Here is a 19,625-nt window from a genome sequence, read left to right as displayed (position 1 = left end):
CCTGCCACGCACGTCCGATCGCACGGAGGACCCATGACTGACCAGGCCGCCAGCCCCCGCCTCGACCTCCTCGTCTTCTCCGACGACGCCAACGTGCGTCAGGAGGTCATCACCGGTGTTGGACGACGTCCCGCCAAGGGCCTGCCCCTCGTGCGCTGGACCGAGTGCGCCACCGCCGAGGGCGTGCGCCTGGCCCTCAAGGACCGTGCGGCCGAGGGGCGGGCCCCCTTCGACGTGCTCGTCCTCGACGCCGAGGCCAAGGGACTGGGCGGCATGGGCCTGGCCCACGAGCTCCTGGTCGAGCTCGACCAGCGCCCCCCGGTGGTGCTGCTCACCGCCCGCCCCCAGGACGCCTGGCTGTCCGCCTGGGCCAAGGCCCAGGCCGTCGTCCCCCGCCCCCTGGACCCCATGGCCCTGCAGGAGGCCGTCACCACCGCGCTGAGCGCCCGCCGCGGCGCCGTCGTCGCCGCCGGCTGAGCGCCGGGACCCCGCCGGACGGGTCCGCTGCTGCCGGGCCGGCTCCCGCCGTCGGCCCGCACCCAGGGCGCCGCCCTCAGCCCTAGGCCCGCAGCACCCGCCGGTGGCGCGCTGCTGCCCCCACCGGCCAGGTGAGGGCCGCGCACACGTCCTCCTCCGCCCCGCCAGCGGCGCCGCTGCCGTCAGCGTCCCCGCCGCCCTCGGCACCGACCTCCACGAGCCTCGCCCCGGAGTCGAGCACCCACTCTGCCAGCAGCAGCGTCTCCTCGGCGCTCGTCGTCTGACCGACCCTGTCCGGGCGCTGGACCACCTGCGCCGTCGCCCGCAGCGCCGCCACCGCCGGACGGGGGTCCGCGCCCGGCGGCGTCACCGCGCTGCCCGCCAGGCACCCCCAGCGCACCGCCACGAGCTCCCATCCACCGCCCTCACGACGCCGGGCGGCCACGAGGTGCGCACAGGCCAGCAGCGGCCGCACGGCCTCCGCGCGCCGCGAGGCCAGCAGGAAGGACCGCAGCCGCGCCGTCCACAGGCCCGCCTCCTCGAAGCGCTCCGCAGCCGCCAGCGCCGCCACCCGCTCCAGCAGGGGCCCCGCCACGAGGTCGCACTCGCCGGACAGGGCCCGGCGGGCCAGGTCCACCCGCTGCGAGAGCCCGCCCTGCGGGGCCAGGCCGGCGGCGCCGTGAGCGTCCCACGAGCGCAGGCGCAGCACCGACTTCGCGGCCCGCTGGGCGTCGAGCAGCGCGCTGCGCGAGGCGAAGGGCCCCACCGCGCAGCCCACCTCCTCGGTCGCCAGCGCCGTCGTGGACGCCAGCCGCGGCTCGTCCCCGCCCACCAGGCGCAGCCACGGCTGGCGGCGCGGGCGTCGCGAGCGACGGTTGGCCGGAGGGTCGAGCTCGGCGATGAGGCGCAGCTCGCGCACCCGGGCCTCGACCTCGGTCGGCGTCGGGATGACGCGCACGTCCACCGTCGTGTCGAGCACCTGCGCCACCCTCGGACGCTTCTCGGCCGCCGTGAAGTAGGAGCGCACCCGCCGGCGCAGGTCCACGGCCGAGCCCACGTAGAGCACCTGGCCGGTGGCGGACAGGAGCTCGTAGACGCCCGGGGTCGAGGGCAGGCCCTGGGCCAGGCGGCTCTTGGCCCGGCGACGCGGCGGGACCGGGTCGGTCGCCGTCGCCAGGTCCTCCAGGTGGGTCACGCCCAGGGGCGCCAGCGCCTCCAGGACGGCGTGCAGCACGTCCACCGTGGCGCGCGCGTCGTCCAGTGCCCGGTGGGTGGGGCGCGTGGGGGAGCCGACGAAGGAGGCGAGGGTGGAGAGCCTGTGGTTGGGCACGTCCGTCCGGCTCCAGACCCTCCGTGCCAGGGCCAGAGTGTCCAGCACCACCGGCTCCGGCCACGCCAGGCCCAGCTCACGGGCCGCGGCGCGCAGGTGGCCGACGTCGAAGCGGGCGTTGTGGGCCACCAGCACCGTCCCCGGCTCGTCCAGGCGGGCCCAGCCGAGGAAGTGCTCCAGCGCCTCGGCCACGACGGGCGCGCCCACGACCATCGCGTTCGTGATGCCCGTGAGCACGGTGACCTGCGCGGGGATGACGGCACCGGGGTTGACGAGCGTGCCCATCTCGGACACGACCTGCCCGCCGCGCACCCGCACGGCCCCGATCTCCGTGATGGCGTGGGCCCCCGGGGCGCCGCCGGTGGTCTCCAGGTCGACGACGACGAAGGCCGTCTCGCTCAGCGCCAGCCCTATCTGCGCGAAGGCGGGCTGGACCGCCTGCCCGCGCGCCGGTCCCGTGGGGCGGGGCGGGACGTGGGAGGGCACACGTTGAGGCTAGACTCCGGTGAGCGGCCGCGTGCACCCGCGCGCCCACTCCAGACGAGCTCAACCCAGGCGCAGGAGGTCCCCGTGGGATACCGAGGCATCAAGACGGCCGTCGGCCCCGCTCTCGAGATGCTCTACCAGCCCTGGATCCGCGGGGAGGAGAACATCCCCTCCGAGGGGGCCGCCATCCTCGCCTCGAACCACCTGGCCGTCATCGACTCCTTCTTCCTGCCGCTGCTCATCGAGCGCGAGGTCGCCTTCATCGGCAAGTCGGACTACTTCACCGGCAAGGGCGTCAAGGGCTGGGCGGTCAAGAGCTTCATGACCGCCGTCGGCACGATCCCCGTGGACCGCTCCGGCGGGCGGGCCTCCCAGGCGGCCCTGCAGGCCGGCATCGACCGTCTGCGCGCCGGCGAGCTCTTCGGGATCTACCCGGAGGGCACGCGCAGCCCCGACGGGCGCCTGTACCGGGGCAAGACGGGCGTGGCCCGCATCGCCCTGGCCACGGGCGCCTCCGTCATCCCGGTGGCGATGATCGGCTCGGACCTCGCCCAGCCCATCGGCCAGGTGGTGCCCTCCACCCGCCACCGCGTCGGCATCGTCGTCGGCGAGCCGCTGGACTTCTCGCGCTACAAGGGCCTGGAGAACGACCGCTTCGTCCTGCGCTCCATCACCGACGAGATCATGTACTCCCTCATGGCGCTGTCCGGTCAGGAGTACGTCGACCTCTACGCGGCCGACGTCAAGAAGGCCATGGACGCCGAGAAGAAGAGCGCTGACGAGGTCGTGACCGAGATGCTCCAGGCGCGGGCCGCCCGGCGGCCCGCCGCCGCCCCCGTGCACGCCCCCGGTGGCCGCCCGGCCCCCGACGTCGAGGTCCCCGAGCCGCCGGCCGAGCCCGTGGAGGCGGCAGAGGCGGAGGAGGCTGCGGAGCCCGGGAGCAGGGACGACGAGAGCCCCAGGGAGACGGGCGCCGCCGACGCCTGAGCCGCTGGCGCTGTCGGCACCGACGGGGAGAGCGCGAGCCGTCACGAGCTGTCACGGCGCTCACCGGTCCCGAGGAGATGACATCCCTGTCGGCGGCGTACAGGCACGTGCCATGCTCGTGGGCATGGTTCTCAGCAACGTGCTCTACGGTGCCACCATCGTCTACACCTGCGTGCTCGCGGGATTCATGATCTCCTACGTGGTGACCTTCGGGGCGTTCTTCGACCACGCGCTGAGCCACGGCAGGCGTCACGAGCTGCAGCGGCTGCTGCTGCCCTTCAGCCGGGACGAGCGCGTCAACACCACGTACGCCGCCTGGCTGTACGGCCAGGTGCTCGTGGCGCTGGCCTCCCTCGTCGCGAACGCCGGGCGGCTGCCCCTGGCCGCCCAGGTCCTCGCGGTGGCGGTCTTCCCGCTGTGGTGCCTCGTTCACTTCGCCAGCGGCTTCGCGCGCGACGAGCACCTGGCGGAGGGCGGCCCCGAGGACGTGCCCGAGCAGGTGGTCGACCGCTTCGTGCGCCGCAACCGTCCGTTCCACTCCGGCTACGCCGTCGCCTACCTGGTCACAGCGCTCTGGCTGCTGGCCGGCGTGCTCTGAGCCGGACCGGGCGAGGCGATGGGCGGCGGGTGACGCGGGGCCCCGGTCCTCCCGTGCCACGGCGGGTAGACTGCGCGGCGAGGCACGGCACGTGCCGCCCTCGCCCCGGTCCCCGGCGGGCCCGCCCCCGGCACCGGGCCGCAAGCACCCAACCTGAAAGGTCCTCGATGTCGATCCGTCGCGTCGCCCTGCTCACCGCGGGCGGTTTCGCCCCCTGCCTGTCCGCCGCCGTCGGCGACCTCATCGAGCGCTACGCCGAGGTCGCTCCCGAGGTCGAGATCATCGCCTACCAGTACGGCTACCACGGCCTGCTCACCGGCAACTACATCGTCATCGACGCCGAGGGCCGCAAGAACGCCGGCATCCTGCGCGAGTTCGGCGGCTCGCCGATCGGCAACTCCCGCGTCAAGCTCACCAACGCCAAGAACCTCGTCGAGCGCGGCCTCGTCGCCGAGGGCGTCAACCCCCTCGAGTTCGCGGCCGAGCAGCTGCGCAAGGACGGCGTCGACGTCCTGCACACCATCGGCGGCGACGACACCAACACCACCGCAGCGGACCTGGCCGCCTACCTCAAGGAGCACGACTACGACCTCACCGTCGTCGGGCTGCCCAAGACCATCGACAACGACATCGTGCCCATCCGCCAGTCCCTGGGCGCCTGGTCCGCCGCCGAGGAGGGCGCCGGCTTCGCCTTCAACATCATCGGCGAGCACCGCTCCAACCCGCGCATGCTCATCATCCACGAGTGCATGGGCCGCAACTGCGGCTACCTCACCGCCGAGACCGCCAAGCGCTACCACGAGCTGCTGGGGACCAAGAGCTGGGCGCCGTCGCTGGGCCTGTCCCGCGAGCGCTGGGACGTCCACGCCGTCTTCCTGCCCGAGATGAGGCTCGACCTCGAGGCCGAGGCCGAGCGCCTCAAGGCCCTCATGGACGAGCAGGGCAACGTCAACATCTTCCTGTCCGAGGGTGCCGGCGTCCCCGAGATCATCGCGGAGATGGAGGCCCGTGGCGAGGAGGTCCAGCGCGACCCCTTCGGCCACGTCAAGCTCGACACCATCAACCCCGGCCAGTGGTTCGCCAAGCAGTTCGCGCACCTCATCGGCGCCGAGAAGGTCATGGTCCAGAAGTCCGGCTACTACTCGCGCGCCACCAACGCCAACCAGGAGGACCTGGACCTCATCAAGTCCATGTGCGACCTGGCCGTCGAGTGCGCCCTGAGGGGCGAGTCCGGCGTCATCGGCAACGACGAGGACAACGACGACGAGCTGACCCTCATCGCCTTCCCGCGCATCGCCGGACACAAGGCCTTCGACATCACCCAGCCCTGGTTCACCGGGCTCATGGCCGAGATCGGCCAGCGCGTCGAGCCCGCCGAGGCCTCCGCGGAGCACTGAGCCCCGCGCACTGACGCGAGCCGACGACGACGGCCCCCGTGTCCCGCCTGGTGGCGGGCACGGGGGCCGCCCTGCCCCCTCCGTATGATGCCGGTGTGATGAACGAGCTCGACGCCCCCCGGACCCCCGCCAGCTGGCGCGACCGCCCCGCCGCCCAGCAGCCCTCCTACCCGGATGCCGGACGTCTTGCCGAGGTCGCCGCGGACCTGCGCACCCGGCCCCCGCTCGTCTTCGCCGGAGAGGTCGACTCCCTGCGCCAGCAGATGGCCAAGGCCGAGCGCGGTGACGCCTTCGTCCTCATGGGCGGGGACTGCGCCGAGTCCTTCCAGGACAACACGGCCACGAACATCCGCCTCAAGCTCCAGACCATCCTCCAGATGGCTGCGGTGCTCACCTACGGCGCCTCCACCCCGGTGGTCAAGATCGGCCGCATGGCCGGGCAGTACGCCAAGCCCCGCAGCGCGGACACCGAGACCCGCGACGGGATCACCCTGCCCTCCTACCGGGGCGACTCGGTCAACGGCCACCCCTTCACCGCCGAGGCGCGCGTGCCGGACCCCCAGCGCATGCTCGACGCCTACCTGCGCGCCGGCACCACCCTCAACCTCATCCGCTCCTTCACCATGGGCGGCTACGCGGACCTGCGCGAGGTCCACTCCTGGAACCGCGGATTCACCGCCAACCCCGCCTACAAGCGCTTCGAGTCCTTCGCGGAGGAGATCGACCGGGCCATGCGCTTCATGGCCGCCGCCGGCGTCGACTTCGACGCCCTGCGCCAGGTCGACTTCTACGCCGCCCACGAGGCCCTGCTGCTCGAGTACGAGGACGCCATGACGCGAGAGGACTCGCGCTCCGGGCGCCTGTACGACACCTCCGCGCACATGCTGTGGATCGGTGAGCGCACCCGTGGGGCCGAGGACGCGCACGTGGCCCTGCTCGAGGGCGTGCACAACCCCGTGGGCGTCAAGGTCGGTCCGACGACGACCCCCGCCCAGCTCCTGCGCCTCATCGACCACCTCAACCCCCACGGCGAGGCCGGCAGGCTCACGGTCATCACCCGCATGGGCGCCGGGCGCATCCGCGAGGTCCTGCCGGTGCTCATCGAGGCGGTCAGGGCCGACGGCCGCCCGCTCACCTGGGTGACCGACCCCATGCACGGCAACACGATCACGGCCGGGACCGGCTACAAGACCCGTGAGTTCGACACGATCATGGACGAGGTCCGCGGCTTCTTCGAGGTCCACCGCGCCCTGGGCACGGTCCCCGGCGGCATCCACGTCGAGCTCACGGGCGACGACGTCACCGAGGTCCTGGGCGGCGGCGAGCACATCGACGCCGAGCGCCTGGCCGAGCGCTACGAGACGCTCGTGGACCCGCGACTGAACCACCAGCAGTCCCTCGAGATGGCCTTCGAGGTCGCGGAGATGCTGCGCGGCTGAGGCGCGTGCGGCGGCTGGGGCGCTGCGAGCCCGTCTCAGACGACGTACAGCGTCACCGTCGAGCCCTTGCGCACACTCGCCCCGCCCGCCGGGTCCGTCGAGCGGGCCGTGCCGAACAGGCCGCCCCACACGTAGGAGACCGTGACGACCAGGCTGGCCGCCTCCAGCGCGGTGACGGCCTCCGTCTCGCTCTTGCCGGTCACCTCCGGGACCGTGACCATCTCGGGGCCGAGCGAGACCACGAGAGCGACGCTGTCACCGACGTAGACGTCCTCGGCGCCGGCCGCGGGGCTGGAGGAGATGACACGCCCCTCCTCCACCGTGTCGTGGTACGAGGTCGTCACCTCGCCCAGGGCCAGGCCCGCGCTCTCCAGCGCGGTGGTGGCCTCCTGCTCGTTCAGCCCGGCGAGCCCGGGCACGGTGGCGGGCTGGCGGCCCTTCGAGATGACGACGGCGACGGCGGAGGAGTGGTCGACCATCTCGCCGGCGGCCGGGCTGGTGGAGACCACCTGCCCCTCGGGGACGGAGTCGGAGAAGGACTGGGTGACGGCGCCGACGGCCAGGCCGGCCTCGGTGATCGCCGTCGTGGCCTCCTCCCGGGTGCGTCCGACGACGTCGGGCACCTGCTTCTGCTCGATGCCGCGCGAGACGACCGCCGTGACGGCAGCCCCCAAGCGCACCGAGGAGCCCGGGTCCGGCTCGCAGGAGATGACGCAGCCCGAGGCGACCGTGTCCGAGTAGGCGCGGGTGGGCGCCGCCCACACCAGGCCGACGGCGAGGACGGCGGCCTGCGCCTCCTCCTGGACGAGCCCGACGACCTGGGGGACGTCGACGTGGCGCCCCGGCCCCGCCTGCGTGTACCACCAGAGCCCACCGGCCCCGCCCGCGCCGAGGACGGCCAGCGCCCCCAGGCCGACGGCGGTCCGACGGCGCACCCGCTGGTGGCGCGGGCGGGCCAGCGACGTCGTCTCCTGGTCCGTGGCGGCCACGGTCGAGCGGTCCAGGGAGCGCGTGGCCCCCGAGTCCTCAGCACCGATGGACCCGATGGGCAGGGAGACGGTCCTGAAGCCGGCGGCCGGGGTCGCGTCCTCGTCGTCGGCCTCGGGCTCCTGGCGCACGGCCTGGCGGGCCGCCTCCGCGTTGGCGGCCAGCACCTCCTGCGTGCGCAGGGAGCCGGTGCCGCCCCCGCGCTTGACGCTCATCTCACTGGGGGACAGTCCGGCGACGGCATCGCGCAGCCGCGCCAGGGCCTCGTCGGCGTCGGCCAGGCGCTCGCGCGGCTCACGCCGGGTCATGTCCGCGACCAGGACGTCGACGCACGCGGGCGCCTCCGGCACGAGCGCGGAGACCAGGGGCACGTCCTCGTGGACGTTGCGGAAGGCGATCTGGATGGGGGTGTCGGCCGCGAAGGGCTGCTCGCCGGTGAGCAGCTCGTAGAGGATGACGCCGGCGGAGAAGACGTCGGCGCGCGGCGAGGAGACGCCGGCGGTGATGAGCTCGGGGGCGAGGTAGGCGACGGTGCCGAGCACGTTGCCGGTGGTGGTCTGCGCGGACTCGGTGACGGCGCGCGCCAGCCCGAAGTCGGCGACCTTGGCGACCGAGCCGTCGGAGGGCAGGAGCACGTTCTCCGGCTTGACGTCACGGTGGACGAGGCCGGCGCGGTGCGCGGCGCCCAGGGGCCGCAGCACCTGGGCGATGAGCCCCAGCGCCTCCTTGACGCTCAGCGGCCCGGTGGTGATGAGGTCACGCAGGTTGGGGCCCTCGACGAGCTCCATGACGAGGTAGGCGACGCCGTCGAGGCTGCCCTGGTCGTAGACGGCGACCACGCCCGGGTTGCTCAGGCGGGCGGCGGCGCGCGCCTCACGGCGGAAGCGGGAGACGAAGTCGGGGGAGTCCGCCAGGTGCGGGTGCATGAGCTTGAGCGCCACCCTGCGCTCGAGCCGGCGGTCGTGCGCCTTGTAGACCGTGGCCATGCCACCACGGGCCACCCGGTCGACGATCTCGTAACGAGAGTCGACGAGGCGTCCGATGAGGGGATCCGTGACCACGCGGGCAGTCTACGGGCGGGCGGGCCCCGCACCGGAACCAACGCGCCCGGCCGCTCAGGCGCGCCGGCGCGTGAGGGCCAGCGCCGCCTCCCGCAGGGAGCGTGAGGAGGCCTCGGGCAGCGTGCCCGGCGCCAGGCCGTCAAGGGCGGCCAGACCGGCCGCCAGGTGGGCCTCGACCTCGGCCTCGTGGGCCTCGCGCGCGCCGCAGTCCTCGATGACCCGGGCCGCGGCCGCCAGGTCGGCCTGCCCGGCCCCGGGCCGGGCCAGGACGGCCCGCAGGGCGCGGCGGCCCTCCTCGTCGGTCATCCGCCAGGCCAGGGACAGCAGGACGGTCCGCTTGCCCTCGCGCAGGTCGTCACCCGCGGGCTTGCCGGTGACCCGCGGGTCGCCGAAGACCCCGAGGTCGTCGTCGCGCAGCTGGAAGGCGGTACCGACCTCCTCCCCGAACAGCGCCAGCGCCCCGTGCAGGGCGGAGCCGGGCTCCACGCCTGCCAGGAGCGCGCCGATGAGCACGGGGTGCATGACGGAGTAGCGCGCGGACTTGTGGCGCACGACGGCGAGGGCCTGCTCGTGCATGGCCTGCGCCGAGGCGGCAGGCTCCGCCCCCGGGGCGGACAGGGGGGTGACCTCGCTGCGGATGTCGAGGTACTGGCCGACGGCGACCTCCGCCGTCATGGCGTCGAAGGCGCTGCGGGCCAGGGCGCGGCGGGCGGCGTCCGGGCCGGGCCCGGCAGGCCGGTCGGCGGCGAGGGCGCTCATCTCCCCGGCCGCCAGGGACAGCAGCACGTCCCCCAGGAGGAGGGCGCCGTGGCGCCCGAAGGCCTCCGGGTCCCCGAGCCAGCCGGAGTCCCGGTGCAGGGCCGCCAGGCGCCGGTGCGCGGCCGGCATGCCCCGGCGGGTCTGCGCCGAGTCGATGACGTCGTCGTGCACGAGGGCGCTGGCCTGGTAGAGCTCGAGGGCCGCGCCGGTGCGCGCGACCACGGGGCAGGTGAGCGCCCGCTCCCTGTCGTCGCCGTCGAGCAGGAGGGCGGCGCCGAGCGCGCTGAGCAGGGCGCGGGTGCGCTTGCCCCCGCTGAGCAGGTCCGCGGCGGCGTCGAGGAGCTCGTCGCAGGCGGGCGCGAGACCCCGCCACCGCTCGCGGTGCTCCTCGAGGACCTGGGCCAGGCGGGCGTCGACGGCGGCGCGCACGCGCTCGCCGGCACCGGGTGCGGCGCCACCGGCCGGGCCCGGGGAGTCCTCGCCGGGACGGGGGCAGGGGAGGGAGCCGGTGGCGGGTGCGCTCATGGGCGCAGCGTATCGGGCGCCGGGCACGGGCCCGGGGCCGGCCCGGGGCTGATCGGCCGCGGCTATGGGCGCACGAGGGCCCCCGGGAATAAACGCTACAATGGCGCGGTTGCCTGCTGCGTCGGTGGTGGCATGCGCCCTGCGCGCACCGCCGCCTGAGACGTCACCCCACGTGAAAGGACATCCGTGGCCACTTCCACAGCCTCGCGCAAGCGCGCCTCCTCGCGCAAGGACGACATCGACGAGGTCGAGGAGACCGAGGACTTCGACCTCGACGACCTCGACGGCTCGGACGACGACGAGGAGGACGACGAGGACTCGGAGGACTCCGACGACCTGGACGACTCCGACGACGAGGACCTGGACGAGGAGGACGAGGACTCCGACGACGTCTCGGGTGACGGCGACGAGGAGAGCGAGGACGAGGGCCCCGCCCCGGAGCTGCGCGACTACTACCTCGACGTGAGCCTCGAGGAGGACGGTGACGGCTCCAAGCGCGCTCCTTTCAACACCACGGCCTCCCTCAAGGGCGTGCGCCTGGCCCCCGGCGCCACCCTCTACGTGCGCTCGCGCACCGTGGTCGAGGGCCTGGAGATCGCCGGCAACGGCACGCTCGAGAACCCCATCACCCTGGCCCCCTACGGCCACGGCCCCGTGCCGCGCTTCGTCCTGCCCGACGAGGAGGAGCCCGTCGTCGCCCGCGACTTCCTCACCCGCAACGGCTTCATCTTCCGCGGCTGGGTCATCAAGGGCATCAAGATGGAGCCCTCCATCGCCGCCCTCACCGGTGAGCTCGAGCGCATGCGCCGCGAGGAGGCGGAGAGGGCCGCCGCCAAGAAGGCGGGCAAGCGCTCGCGCTCCTCCAAGGACAAGGACGGCTCCTACACGGTCTCCGACTCCGACGAGGCCGACGAGCCCGCGCAGAAGGTCGTCACCGCCGGCGCCACCGCGGACCCGGTCAAGGACTACCTCAAGCAGATCGGCAAGGTCGCGCTCCTCAACGCCGAGCAGGAGGTCGAGCTCGCCAAGCGCATCGAGGCCGGCATGTACGCCGAGTACCTGCTGAGCAGCGACAACGGCGAGCTCGAGGCCAAGCACCGCCGTGAGCTCCTGTGGATCTCCAACGACGGCCAGCGGGCCAAGAACCACCTGCTCGAGGCGAACCTGCGGCTGGTCGTGTCCCTGGCCAAGCGCTACACGGGCCGCGGGATGCTCTTCCTCGACCTCATCCAGGAGGGCAACCTCGGCCTCATCCGGGCCGTGGAGAAGTTCGACTACACCAAGGGCTTCAAGTTCTCCACCTACGCGACCTGGTGGATCCGCCAGGCCATCACCCGAGCCATGGCGGACCAGGCCCGCACGATCCGCATCCCCGTCCACATGGTCGAGGTCATCAACAAGCTGGCCCGCGTCCAGCGCCAGATGCTCCAGGACCTGGGCCGCGAGCCCACCCCGGAGGAGCTGGCCGTCGAGCTCGACATGACGCCCGAGAAGGTCATCGAGGTCCAGAAGTACGGGCGCGAGCCCATCAGCCTGCACACGCCCCTGGGTGAGGACGGCGACAGCGAGTTCGGTGACCTCATCGAGGACTCCGAGGCCGTGGTGCCGGCGGACGCGGTGAGCTTCACGCTCCTGCAGGAGCAGCTGCACGCGGTGCTCGACACGCTCTCCGAGCGCGAGGCCGGCGTCGTGTCCATGCGCTTCGGGCTCACCGACGGCCAGCCCAAGACCCTGGACGAGATCGGCAAGGTCTACGGCGTCACGCGCGAGCGGATCCGCCAGATCGAGTCCAAGACGATGAGCAAGCTGCGACACCCCTCGCGCAGCCAGGTCCTGCGTGACTACCTCGACTGACCGCCGCCTGAGCGTCTGGGGCCCGGGACCACCCACGGGTGGTCCCGGGCCCCAGACGCGCTCAGCGCAGGGCGTCGCGCAGCTCGGCGAAGGCCTCCTGGAAGGAGACGACCGAGGCCCGCACGTGCCGCAGCACCTGCGCGTCCGTCACCCCGGCCCCGGTGCCCAGGGCACAGGCCCCACCCAGCAGGATCCCGCCGTCGGGCCCCTCACCGGGAAGCTCGGTGAGGAAGCAGGTGGGCCACGGGTGGCTGCGGTGACGCTCCTCAACCGCCTCGCGCAGCCTAGGCCGCGCCGAGGACGGGAAGGACTTGGGCAGCAGCCCCACCACGTTGAGCACGGCGGGCGGGCCCTCGCCGACCGTCACCCGGACGACGACGCCGTCCCAGCGGCCCACCAGGGCCCCGTCAGGAGCGGGCCGCACACGGACGCCGGCTCCGGCGAGCACCCGGGCCAGGCGCGAGGGGTCCAGCGGGCCCGGGACCCGCGCCCCGCCGTCGGGCTCGTGCGACAGCACGCTCATGAGACCTCCCCTAGCCCCAGCAGGGCGGCGATCTCACCGAAGAGGGACTGCGCTGCACCCAGGGCGTCCGCCACGTGGGCGCGCAGCTGGTCATCGGTGACCCCCTCGGTGAGGTCCACGGCCTGGGCCGTGCGCACCAGCAGGAGGCCCTGGTCCTGGACGTCGAGGTGGGCCTGCGGCCAGGGGGTGCGCCGGTGGTGGTCCTCGATGAGGCGGCGCACCGTCTCCCGCACGCCGACGTCCAGGTTGACGTGCCAGGTGGAGCGCACGAGCAGGACCTCGCCCCGCTCACCGCGCTGGTGCAGAGCGACCTCGTCCTGGCCGGGGCTCACGCGCAGCTCGCCCTCCGGTCCCACACGGTGGCTCCAGCCGGCCTGCGAGCACAGGACGAGAAGGCGCTCACGCGTGAGCGGCGCCGGCACCCCGGGCGCAGCAAGGACCGCGCCCAAGAACGGCACGGTGCCCTCGCCTGTGCTCACCGGGCTCACCGGGCGGGGGCGAGGGCCGCGGTCTCGTCCTGGATGAACAGCGCCTGACGCTCCAGGGCCGGCATGTGGGCACGGGCGTGGTGGCCGCACAGCAGCAGCTCGCCCGAGGCCAGGACCGCGCGGACGAAGGCCTGCGCGCCGCAGGCGTCGCAACGGTCGGCGGTCGTCAGCGGGCGCTCGCAGGTGCCCGCGACGGCGACCTCGGACTCGGCAGGGACGGTCGCCTCGGCGGCGACGGCGGGGGCACTCATCTGACTCATGGCCCCACTCCACCACCGGCGCAGCCCCCGGGGACAGCCGACGGGCCGCTTTCCGCCCCCGGCGCAGACGCTGAGCCCTGGGCGAACCCGGGAAGGTGGAGGAACACCACATCACTGCGGCCGCGCGGGAAAGTGGCCGGCGAACATCTGTCCGATAGGTTGCGTGCGTGTCCGAGAGCTCGAACTCCTACTCCGCCCGCCACCTCTCCGTCCTCGAGGGGCTCGAGGCCGTGCGCAAGCGGCCCGGCATGTACATCGGCTCGACCGACCAGCGCGGGCTCATGCACTGCGTCTGGGAGATCGTGGACAACGCCGTCGACGAGGCCCTCGAGGGCCACGGCACCTCCATCGCCGTCGTCGTCCACGCCGACGGCTCCATCGAGGTCCGCGACACCGGCCGCGGCGTGCCCGTCGACGTCGAGCCCGCCTCGGGCCTGACCGGCGTCGAGCTCGTCTACACCAAGCTCCACGCGGGCGGGAAGTTCGGCGGCGGCTCCTACGGAGCCGCGGGCGGCCTGCACGGCGTGGGCGCCAGCGTCGTCAACGCCCTGAGCGTGCGCATGGATGTCGAGGTGGACCGCGGCGGCAGGACCTACGCCATGAGCTTCCACCGCGGCGTGCCCGGCGTCTTCGACGACGGCGGCAGGGCCCCCACCCCTGAGGCCCCCTTCACCGAGTTCACCGAGGCCTCCGGGCTGCGCGTGGTCGGCAAGGTCCGCCGCGGCGTCACCGGGACCCGGGTGCGCTACTGGGCCGACCCGCAGATCTTCCCCCGCCCCACCGAGTACGACGCCTCCGCTCTGCGCGCGCGCCTGCGCCAGACCAGCTTCCTCGTGCCGGGCCTGACCCTGACCCTGGCCGACGAGCGCCCCGCCGAGGAGGCCGCACGGGCCGAGCGCACGCCGTCGTCGGGCTCCGGCACCGACGGGCTCGCCCAGCGGACCGGCGCCCGCGGCGCCACCGAGGAGGCCGGGGACCTGTTCGGTACCAGCGGGGACGACGGCGTCGAGACCTTCCTCGCCAAGGGCGGCACCCGCGACTTCGTCGACTTCCTCGCCACCGACGCCTCCGTCACCGACACCTTCCGCCTCACCGGCCAGGGCACCTACACCGAGACCGTCCAGCAGCTCGACAAGCGCTCGGGCCACCTGCGCCCCGTCGAGGTCGAGCGCACCTGCGCCGTCGACGTCGCCCTGCGCTGGGGCATCGGCTACGACACGCTCGAGCGCTCCTTCGTCAACATCATCGCCACCCCCATGGGCGGCACGCACCTGACCGGCTTCGAGCAGGCCGTCACCAAGGTCCTGCGCAAGCAGATCGACACCAACGCCCGCGCCCTCAAGGTCACCGCCCGTGACGCGCGCATCGAGAAGGACGACATCCTCGCGGGCCTGACCGCCGTGGTGACGGTGCGCGTGCCCGAGCCCCAGTTCGAGGGGCAGACCAAGGAGGTGCTGGGCACCGCGCCCGTGCGCCAGATCGTCGCGAAGGTCGTCGAGACCGAGCTCGGTGCCCTGCTGAGCTCCTCCAAGCGCGACCTCAAGACCCAGTCGCGGGCCCTGCAGGAGAAGATCGTCGGGGAGATGCGCGCGCGTGTCAGCGCCCGCATGCACAAGGAGCTCACGCGCCGCAAGACGGCCCTGGAGACCTCGACCCTGCCCGCCAAGCTCGCCGACTGCCGCAGCGACGACGTCTCGGCCTCCGAGCTGTTCATCGTCGAGGGCGACTCCGCGCTGGGCACCGCCAAGAACGCCCGCAACTCCGAGTTCCAGGCGCTGCTGCCCATCCGCGGCAAGATCCTCAACGTCCAGAAGGCCTCCCAGGCGGACATGCTGCGCAACGCCGAGTGCTCGGCCATCATCCAGGTGGTCGGCGCCGGCTCCGGGCGCACCTTCGACCTGGACGCGGCCCGCTACGGCAAGGTCATCCTCATGACGGACGCCGACGTCGACGGCGCCCACATCCGCACCCTCCTGCTCACCCTCTTCTTCCGCTACATGCGCCCCATGATCGAGGCCGGGAGGGTCTACGCGGCCGTCCCGCCGCTGCACCGCATCGAGGTCTCGGCGCAGGGGCGGCGCAAGAAGGAGATCATCTACACCTACTCCGACGACGAGCTCGTGCGCACCCTGCGCAGGCTCGAGAAGCAGGGCCGCTCCTTCAAGGAGCCCCAGCGCTACAAGGGCCTGGGCGAGATGGACGCCCACCAGCTCGCGGAGACGACGATGGAGCCCGAGCACCGTACCCTGCGTCGTATCACCCTGGGTGACGAGGCCGAGCTGCTGGCCGCGGAGAACGTCTTCGAGCTCCTCATGGGCCAGAGCGTGGAGCCGCGGCGCGACTTCATCATCGAGGGGGCGCACGACATCGACCGCGAGCGCATCGACGCCTGAGACAGGAGGGACCAGTGGCCGTCTACGGATCCACCCGGCACGCCGGCGCCAACGGGCTGTGGGGCATGATGCGCCCCGGCCCGCGCTCCGCGCTGCCTCGGGACCTGGCCTGGCTGCCGCTCGGTCCCGCGGACAACCAGGACCTGGCGGAGCTGCTGCACCGGGCGGAGGCGGTGGACAACCCTCCCTACCGCACGACGGCGCAGGAGACGGCCGAGTACTTCGTCGACCCCACCTACTCGGGGGTCGCCGGGCGCGACGCCGAGGGCGTCATGCGCGCCTTCGGGCTCGTGCGGCTGCGCCCGGCGGCGGAGGTGTACGCCTCCATCGTCGGCATCGTGGACCCGCTGTGGCGCCGTCGTGGCATCGGCGGGGCCCTGCTGCACTGGCAGGTCGAGAGGGCCCGCCACCTCATCGGCGTCGAGCGTGCCGCGGCGGCCGGCTCGAGCCAGGCCGGGGTCGCGGCGCACGTGGTGACGACCGTCCTCGAGGGCGATGAGCGGATGATGCAGCACCTGGCCGAGCTCAGCTTCGAGCCGCGGCGCTGGTACCGCGAGCTGCGCCGCGACCTGTCCGTGCCGGTGCCCGACGTCGACCTCGACGGGTTCCTCACGGTCGAGCCGTGGAGCGAGGAGCTCGACGACGCGGCCCGCCGCGCCCACAACGAGGCCCTGTCCGACTCCACCGGCCAGACGCCCATGAGCGCGGAGGAGTGGGCCTCCGGCCGGGCGTACTTCGCGCCCGCCTGGAGCTTCGTGACGGTGGACCGCTCGGGGGACCGGGCCCGGGTGGCCGGCTACCTGCGCTCGGGGCGCTACGAGCAGGACTGGGAGGCGCTGGGCTGGCGCGAGGGCTACACGGACATGCTCGGCGTGAGGGCCGAGTACCGCGGCCGGCAGGTGGGCGAGGCCCTGCTGGTGGCCGCCATGAGGGCCTACGCGCGTGACGGCATGCAGTTCGCGGCGACGGGTGTGGACTCGGACAACCCGACGGGGGCCGTGGACCTGTACCGCGAGCTCGGCTACACGCCCACGCGCGGCTCGGTCCTGTACTCCCTCGACGTCTGAGGTCTCTGCCTCCTACCTGGCCTTGTCCTTCGCGAGATCGCACCTTAGGACGCGAGCTCGTGTCCTCAAGTCCGACCTCGCGGGTGAGCGAGAAAGGAGGGCTCGATGACCACGTGCATTGCTGAGAACGGCCGGGTCTTCGACGACGACGACGTCGAGCGTTGGGCCGCTCAGGCGGAGGCCGGGCTGGCGGGGGCTGAGCTGACACGCGCCCAGGTGCCGTGGCGCGCGAGCGGCCCCATGGAGACGCACAGCCTGCGCGTGCCTGCGGGCCTGTGGGAGCTCGTCGAGAGGGCGGCGAGGGCCAAGGGGATGACGGTGAGTGAGTACGCGCGCCAGGCCCTGTCACAGAGCCTGCTGTCCGCGTAGCCGAGGCGTTCCCGAGCGCAGCGCGTACATCACCAGCGACCTCAGCCGATGCCGGCGACCGGGGCGGCCAGCGGCGTGCCGGAGGCGTCGCGGCGCTCATCCACCTCGGGCAGCGCCACCTCCTGGCCCCCGGAGCCGACCGCCCGCGCCGGGCCGACCCCCACCCAGGCGAGCACCAGCCGGTCCTCACCGCGCAGGAAGCGCTGGGCGCGCACACCACCGGTGGCGCGGCCCTTGGCCGGGTAGCGGTCCAGGGGCGTGACCTTGACCGAGCCGGAGCCCATCCCCGGCAGCGCCTCGGTGGCGTCCGCGACCGTGACGACGACGGCCTCGGCCAGCAGCGGCTCCGGGACCGCGGCCCCGGACAGGACCGTCGCCCCCTCACGCAGGCTGATGCCCGCCATGCCGCCGGCGCCGCGCCCCTGCGGGCGCACCCTCGACGCCTCGAAGCGCAGCAGCTGGGCGTCGGAGGTGATGAGCACGAGCATGTCCGTGTCCGCGGCCGTGCCCGCGAAGACCACCCGGTCGCTGTCGGACAGGCTGATGACCTCCCAGGAGTCGCCGCGCACCGGCTCGTCACCGGGCTTGACGCGCTTGATGACCCCCTGGGCCGTGGCCAGCACGACCGGCACCGAGGCGCCCTCGCCCACGGGCACGAGCCCCACGACCCGCTCCCCGGCCTCGAGGTCCACGAGCAGGTGGGAGGGCTGGCCGCCGGCGACGGAGGGCGCGCCCTCCAGGCGCGGCACCTCGGGGGTGGCGAGCACGTCCATGAGGACGAGTCTGCCGGTGTCCGTCACGGCGCCGACCCGCCCGCGCGCCGTCGTCGCCACCTGGCTCGTGAGCGCGTCGTGGCGCTGGCGGGCCCCCGAGCGGGAGACCGGCTCGGCGCCGCTGACCCGGGCCACCAGGCCCGTGGCGGACAGCAGCACCCGGCAGGGGTCGTCGGGGACGGTGAGGGGCACGTCGCCGGCGCCCACCAGGGCGCTGGCGGCGATCGCCTCGCTCATGGCGCTGGAGGCTCCCGCCCCGCCGGGCGCTCCACTGCCGCCCGTGAGCGCCCCGGCCCCGGCGCCCGCGGCCTCGAGCAGCACGGTGCGCCGCGGCGTGCCGTACTGCTCAGCAACCAGGGCCAGCTCGCGCGAGACCACCCCGCGCAGCAGGGCCTCGTCGGCCAGGACCGCCTCCAGCTCGGCGATCTCCTTCGCGAGCGCGTCGCGCTCTTTCTCCAGCTCGATGACCGAGAACCTCGTCAGGCGCCGCAGCTGCAGCTCGAGGATGTAGGAGGCCTGGGCCTCGGACAGGTCGAAGACCTGCATGAGCCGGGTGCGGGCCGTGGCCGCGTCCTCGCTGGAGCGGACGACCTGGATGACCTCGTCGATGTCGAGGATGGCGATGAGCAGGCCCTCGACCAGGTGCTGGCGCTCACGCCGCCGGGCCAGGCGGAAGCGCGTGCGCCGCTCGACGACCGTGAGGCGGTGGCGCACGAAGACCTTGAGCAGCTCGCGCAGTCCCAGGGTGCGCGGCTGGCCGTCCACGAGGCACACGTTGTTGATGCCGAAGGAGTCCTCCAGCGGCGTGTGCTTGTACAGCTGGGCGAGGACGGCCTCGGGGTTGTAACCGTTCTTGACGCTGATGACCAGGCGGGTGCCGTTCTTGCGGTCGGTGAGGTCCGCGACGTCGGTGATGCCCTGGAGCTTCTTGGAGGCGACCGTCTCCTTGATGCGGGCGATGACCTTCTCCGGGCCCACGAGGTAGGGCAGCTCGGTGACGACGATGCCCTTCTTGCGCGGCGTGATGTTCTCGATGCGCGCGGTGGCGCGGGTGAGGAACTTGCCGCGCCCCGTGCGGTAGGCCTCCCGGATGCCGTCCAGGCCCACGATCATGCCGCCGGCGGGCAGGTCCGGCCCGGGCACGAAGGCCATGAGGTCCTCGAGGCTCGCCTCGGGGTGCTCGAGCAGGTGGCGGGCCGCGCCGACGACCTCCACGAGGTTGTGCGGCGCCATGTTCGTCGCCATGCCGACGGCGATGCCGGAGGCGCCGTTGACGAGCAGGTTGGGGAAGGCGGCGGGCAGGACCTCGGGCTCGGTGAGGGTGTAGTCGTAGTTGGGGCTGAAGTCGACCGTGTCCTCGTCGATGTCGGCGGTCAGCGCGAGCGCCGGGGCGGCCAGGCGCGCCTCGGTGTAGCGGGGGGCGGCGGGGCCGTCGTCGAGGGAGCCGAAGTTGCCGTGGCCGTCGACCAGCGGCAGGCGCATGGTGAAGGGCTGGGCCAGGCGCACCAGGGCCTCGTAGATGGCGACGTCCCCGTGGGGGTGCAGGCGGCCCATGACGTCGCCGACGACGCGCGAGGACTTCACGTGCGGGCGGTCCGGGCGCAGGCCCATGCGGTCCATCTGGAACAGGATGCGGCGCTGGACGGGCTTGAGGCCGTCGCGGGCGTCCGGCAGGGCACGCGCGTAGATGACGGAGTAGGCGTACTCGAGGAAGGACGTCCTCATCTCCGTGGAGAGGTCCATCTCCACGATCTCGCCGTCAACCGGGGGAGGCGTCTGGGTGGGCATCGGCATGTGCGCATTGTCCCGGCCGGGCGCGGCCTGCCGCACAGCGACACCCGGGCGTGAGCAG

Annotated in this window: 16 protein-coding genes; 9 read left to right on the top strand and 7 right to left on the bottom strand. The window is 73.5% G+C overall.

Annotated elements, in window-relative coordinates; all coding sequences use genetic code 11:
* Positions 1-33: 33 nt before the first annotated feature.
* On the top strand, positions 34-477 hold the full coding sequence (locus tag H6X67_RS05430; protein ID WP_249367206.1) for a DNA-binding transcriptional response regulator: 444 nt from the start codon (positions 34-36) through the stop codon (positions 475-477).
* 82 nt (positions 478-559) lie between these two features.
* Here H6X67_RS05430 and H6X67_RS05425 read toward each other — a convergent pair whose 3' ends face one another.
* A complete protein-coding gene (locus H6X67_RS05425; RefSeq protein ID WP_311765868.1) occupies positions 560-2,293 on the bottom strand; it encodes a DEDD exonuclease domain-containing protein in 1,734 nt (577 codons plus the stop codon).
* A gap of 84 nt (positions 2,294-2,377) precedes the next feature.
* Between H6X67_RS05425 and H6X67_RS05420 the strand changes: the two genes are divergently transcribed.
* The 4 genes from H6X67_RS05420 to H6X67_RS05405 all read left to right on the top strand — a co-directional run bounded on the left by H6X67_RS05420 (position 2,378) and on the right by H6X67_RS05405 (position 6,714).
* Positions 2,378-3,280, top strand: coding sequence for a lysophospholipid acyltransferase family protein (locus H6X67_RS05420; RefSeq protein WP_249367207.1), 903 nt, complete (start codon positions 2,378-2,380; stop codon positions 3,278-3,280).
* A gap of 124 nt (positions 3,281-3,404) precedes the next feature.
* The gene (locus tag H6X67_RS05415; protein WP_249367208.1) at positions 3,405-3,878 is read left to right on the top strand and encodes a hypothetical protein; all 474 of its coding nucleotides are present in this window, start codon (positions 3,405-3,407) and stop codon (positions 3,876-3,878) included.
* Positions 3,879-4,045: 167 nt separating this feature from the next.
* A complete protein-coding gene (locus H6X67_RS05410; RefSeq protein ID WP_249367209.1) occupies positions 4,046-5,275 on the top strand; it encodes a pyrophosphate--fructose-6-phosphate 1-phosphotransferase in 1,230 nt (409 codons plus the stop codon).
* 98 nt (positions 5,276-5,373) lie between these two features.
* On the top strand, positions 5,374-6,714 hold the full coding sequence (locus H6X67_RS05405; protein WP_249367234.1) for a class II 3-deoxy-7-phosphoheptulonate synthase: 1,341 nt from the start codon (positions 5,374-5,376) through the stop codon (positions 6,712-6,714).
* 35 nt (positions 6,715-6,749) lie between these two features.
* Here the strand turns inward: H6X67_RS05405 and H6X67_RS05400 are convergent, their stop codons facing one another.
* Positions 6,750-8,762 carry a Stk1 family PASTA domain-containing Ser/Thr kinase gene (locus H6X67_RS05400; protein ID WP_249367210.1) on the bottom strand — a complete coding sequence of 671 codons (2,013 nt, stop codon included), beginning with the start codon at positions 8,760-8,762 and terminating at the stop codon, positions 6,750-6,752.
* 54 nt (positions 8,763-8,816) lie between these two features.
* Positions 8,817-10,046 (bottom strand): polyprenyl synthetase family protein, encoded by a 1,230-nt coding sequence (locus tag H6X67_RS05395; RefSeq protein ID WP_249367211.1) that lies wholly within the window; start codon positions 10,044-10,046, stop codon positions 8,817-8,819.
* Positions 10,047-10,232: 186 nt separating this feature from the next.
* Here H6X67_RS05395 and H6X67_RS05390 point away from each other — a divergent pair, with 186 nt between their 5' ends.
* The gene (locus H6X67_RS05390; RefSeq protein ID WP_249367212.1) at positions 10,233-11,900 is read left to right on the top strand and encodes an RNA polymerase sigma factor; all 1,668 of its coding nucleotides are present in this window, start codon (positions 10,233-10,235) and stop codon (positions 11,898-11,900) included.
* 61 nt (positions 11,901-11,961) lie between these two features.
* Here the strand turns inward: H6X67_RS05390 and H6X67_RS05385 are convergent, their stop codons facing one another.
* From H6X67_RS05385 to H6X67_RS05375, 3 genes are read right to left on the bottom strand one after another with little or no spacing between them, the layout of a single operon-like run.
* Positions 11,962-12,423 (bottom strand): type III secretion system chaperone family protein, encoded by a 462-nt coding sequence (locus H6X67_RS05385; RefSeq protein WP_249367213.1) that lies wholly within the window; start codon positions 12,421-12,423, stop codon positions 11,962-11,964.
* A complete protein-coding gene (locus tag H6X67_RS05380; RefSeq protein WP_249367214.1) occupies positions 12,420-12,881 on the bottom strand; it encodes a YbjN domain-containing protein in 462 nt (153 codons plus the stop codon). Before H6X67_RS05380 ends, H6X67_RS05385 begins: the two co-directional genes overlap by 4 nt.
* A gap of 26 nt (positions 12,882-12,907) precedes the next feature.
* Positions 12,908-13,171: a DUF7455 domain-containing protein gene (locus H6X67_RS05375; protein WP_396121337.1), complete on the bottom strand. Its 264-nt coding sequence runs from the start codon at positions 13,169-13,171 to the stop codon at positions 12,908-12,910.
* Positions 13,172-13,338: 167 nt separating this feature from the next.
* On the opposite strand from H6X67_RS05375, the gene H6X67_RS05370 reads away from it, so the two are divergent.
* The 3 genes from H6X67_RS05370 to H6X67_RS05360 all read left to right on the top strand — a co-directional run bounded on the left by H6X67_RS05370 (position 13,339) and on the right by H6X67_RS05360 (position 17,000).
* A complete protein-coding gene (locus tag H6X67_RS05370) occupies positions 13,339-15,564 on the top strand; it encodes a DNA gyrase/topoisomerase IV subunit B (RefSeq protein WP_249367215.1) in 2,226 nt (741 codons plus the stop codon).
* 65 nt (positions 15,565-15,629) lie between these two features.
* The gene (locus H6X67_RS05365; RefSeq protein ID WP_249367236.1) at positions 15,630-16,631 is read left to right on the top strand and encodes a GNAT family N-acetyltransferase; all 1,002 of its coding nucleotides are present in this window, start codon (positions 15,630-15,632) and stop codon (positions 16,629-16,631) included.
* Between the two features lie 105 nt (positions 16,632-16,736).
* Complete coding sequence (locus H6X67_RS05360) at positions 16,737-17,000, top strand: YlcI/YnfO family protein (RefSeq protein ID WP_249367216.1); 264 nt, start codon at positions 16,737-16,739, stop codon at positions 16,998-17,000.
* A gap of 41 nt (positions 17,001-17,041) precedes the next feature.
* Here the strand turns inward: H6X67_RS05360 and H6X67_RS05355 are convergent, their stop codons facing one another.
* Entirely contained in the window at positions 17,042-19,567 is a 2,526-nt protein-coding gene (locus H6X67_RS05355; RefSeq protein WP_249367217.1) for a DNA gyrase/topoisomerase IV subunit A, read from the bottom strand.
* Between the last annotated feature and the right edge of the window lie 58 nt (positions 19,568-19,625).

Origin of the sequence: Actinomyces sp. AC-20-1, assembly GCF_023369555.1 — a bacterium.
Lineage (GTDB): Bacteria > Actinomycetota > Actinomycetes > Actinomycetales > Actinomycetaceae > Actinomyces.
Note: the sequence above shows the minus strand (reverse complement) of the source record. Positions and strands in the feature narration are given on the sequence as shown.

Excerpts from the sequence above, each read along its gene's own strand:
- H6X67_RS05430 (WP_249367206.1), top strand. The coding sequence starts at position 34 with ATGACTGACCAGGCCGCCAGCCCCCGCCTCGACCTCCTCGTCTTCTCC.
- H6X67_RS05415 (WP_249367208.1), top strand. The coding sequence starts at position 3,405 with ATGGTTCTCAGCAACGTGCTCTACGGTGCCACCATCGTCTACACCTGC.
- H6X67_RS05410 (WP_249367209.1), top strand. The coding sequence starts at position 4,046 with ATGTCGATCCGTCGCGTCGCCCTGCTCACCGCGGGCGGTTTCGCCCCC.
- H6X67_RS05405 (WP_249367234.1), top strand. The coding sequence starts at position 5,374 with ATGAACGAGCTCGACGCCCCCCGGACCCCCGCCAGCTGGCGCGACCGC.
- H6X67_RS05395 (WP_249367211.1), bottom strand. The coding sequence starts at position 10,046 with ATGAGCGCACCCGCCACCGGCTCCCTCCCCTGCCCCCGTCCCGGCGAG.
- H6X67_RS05385 (WP_249367213.1), bottom strand. The coding sequence starts at position 12,423 with ATGAGCGTGCTGTCGCACGAGCCCGACGGCGGGGCGCGGGTCCCGGGC.
- H6X67_RS05375 (WP_396121337.1), bottom strand. The coding sequence starts at position 13,171 with ATGAGTCAGATGAGTGCCCCCGCCGTCGCCGCCGAGGCGACCGTCCCT.
- H6X67_RS05365 (WP_249367236.1), top strand. The coding sequence starts at position 15,630 with ATGATGCGCCCCGGCCCGCGCTCCGCGCTGCCTCGGGACCTGGCCTGG.
- H6X67_RS05360 (WP_249367216.1), top strand. The coding sequence starts at position 16,737 with ATGACCACGTGCATTGCTGAGAACGGCCGGGTCTTCGACGACGACGAC.
- H6X67_RS05355 (WP_249367217.1), bottom strand. The coding sequence starts at position 19,567 with ATGCCGATGCCCACCCAGACGCCTCCCCCGGTTGACGGCGAGATCGTG.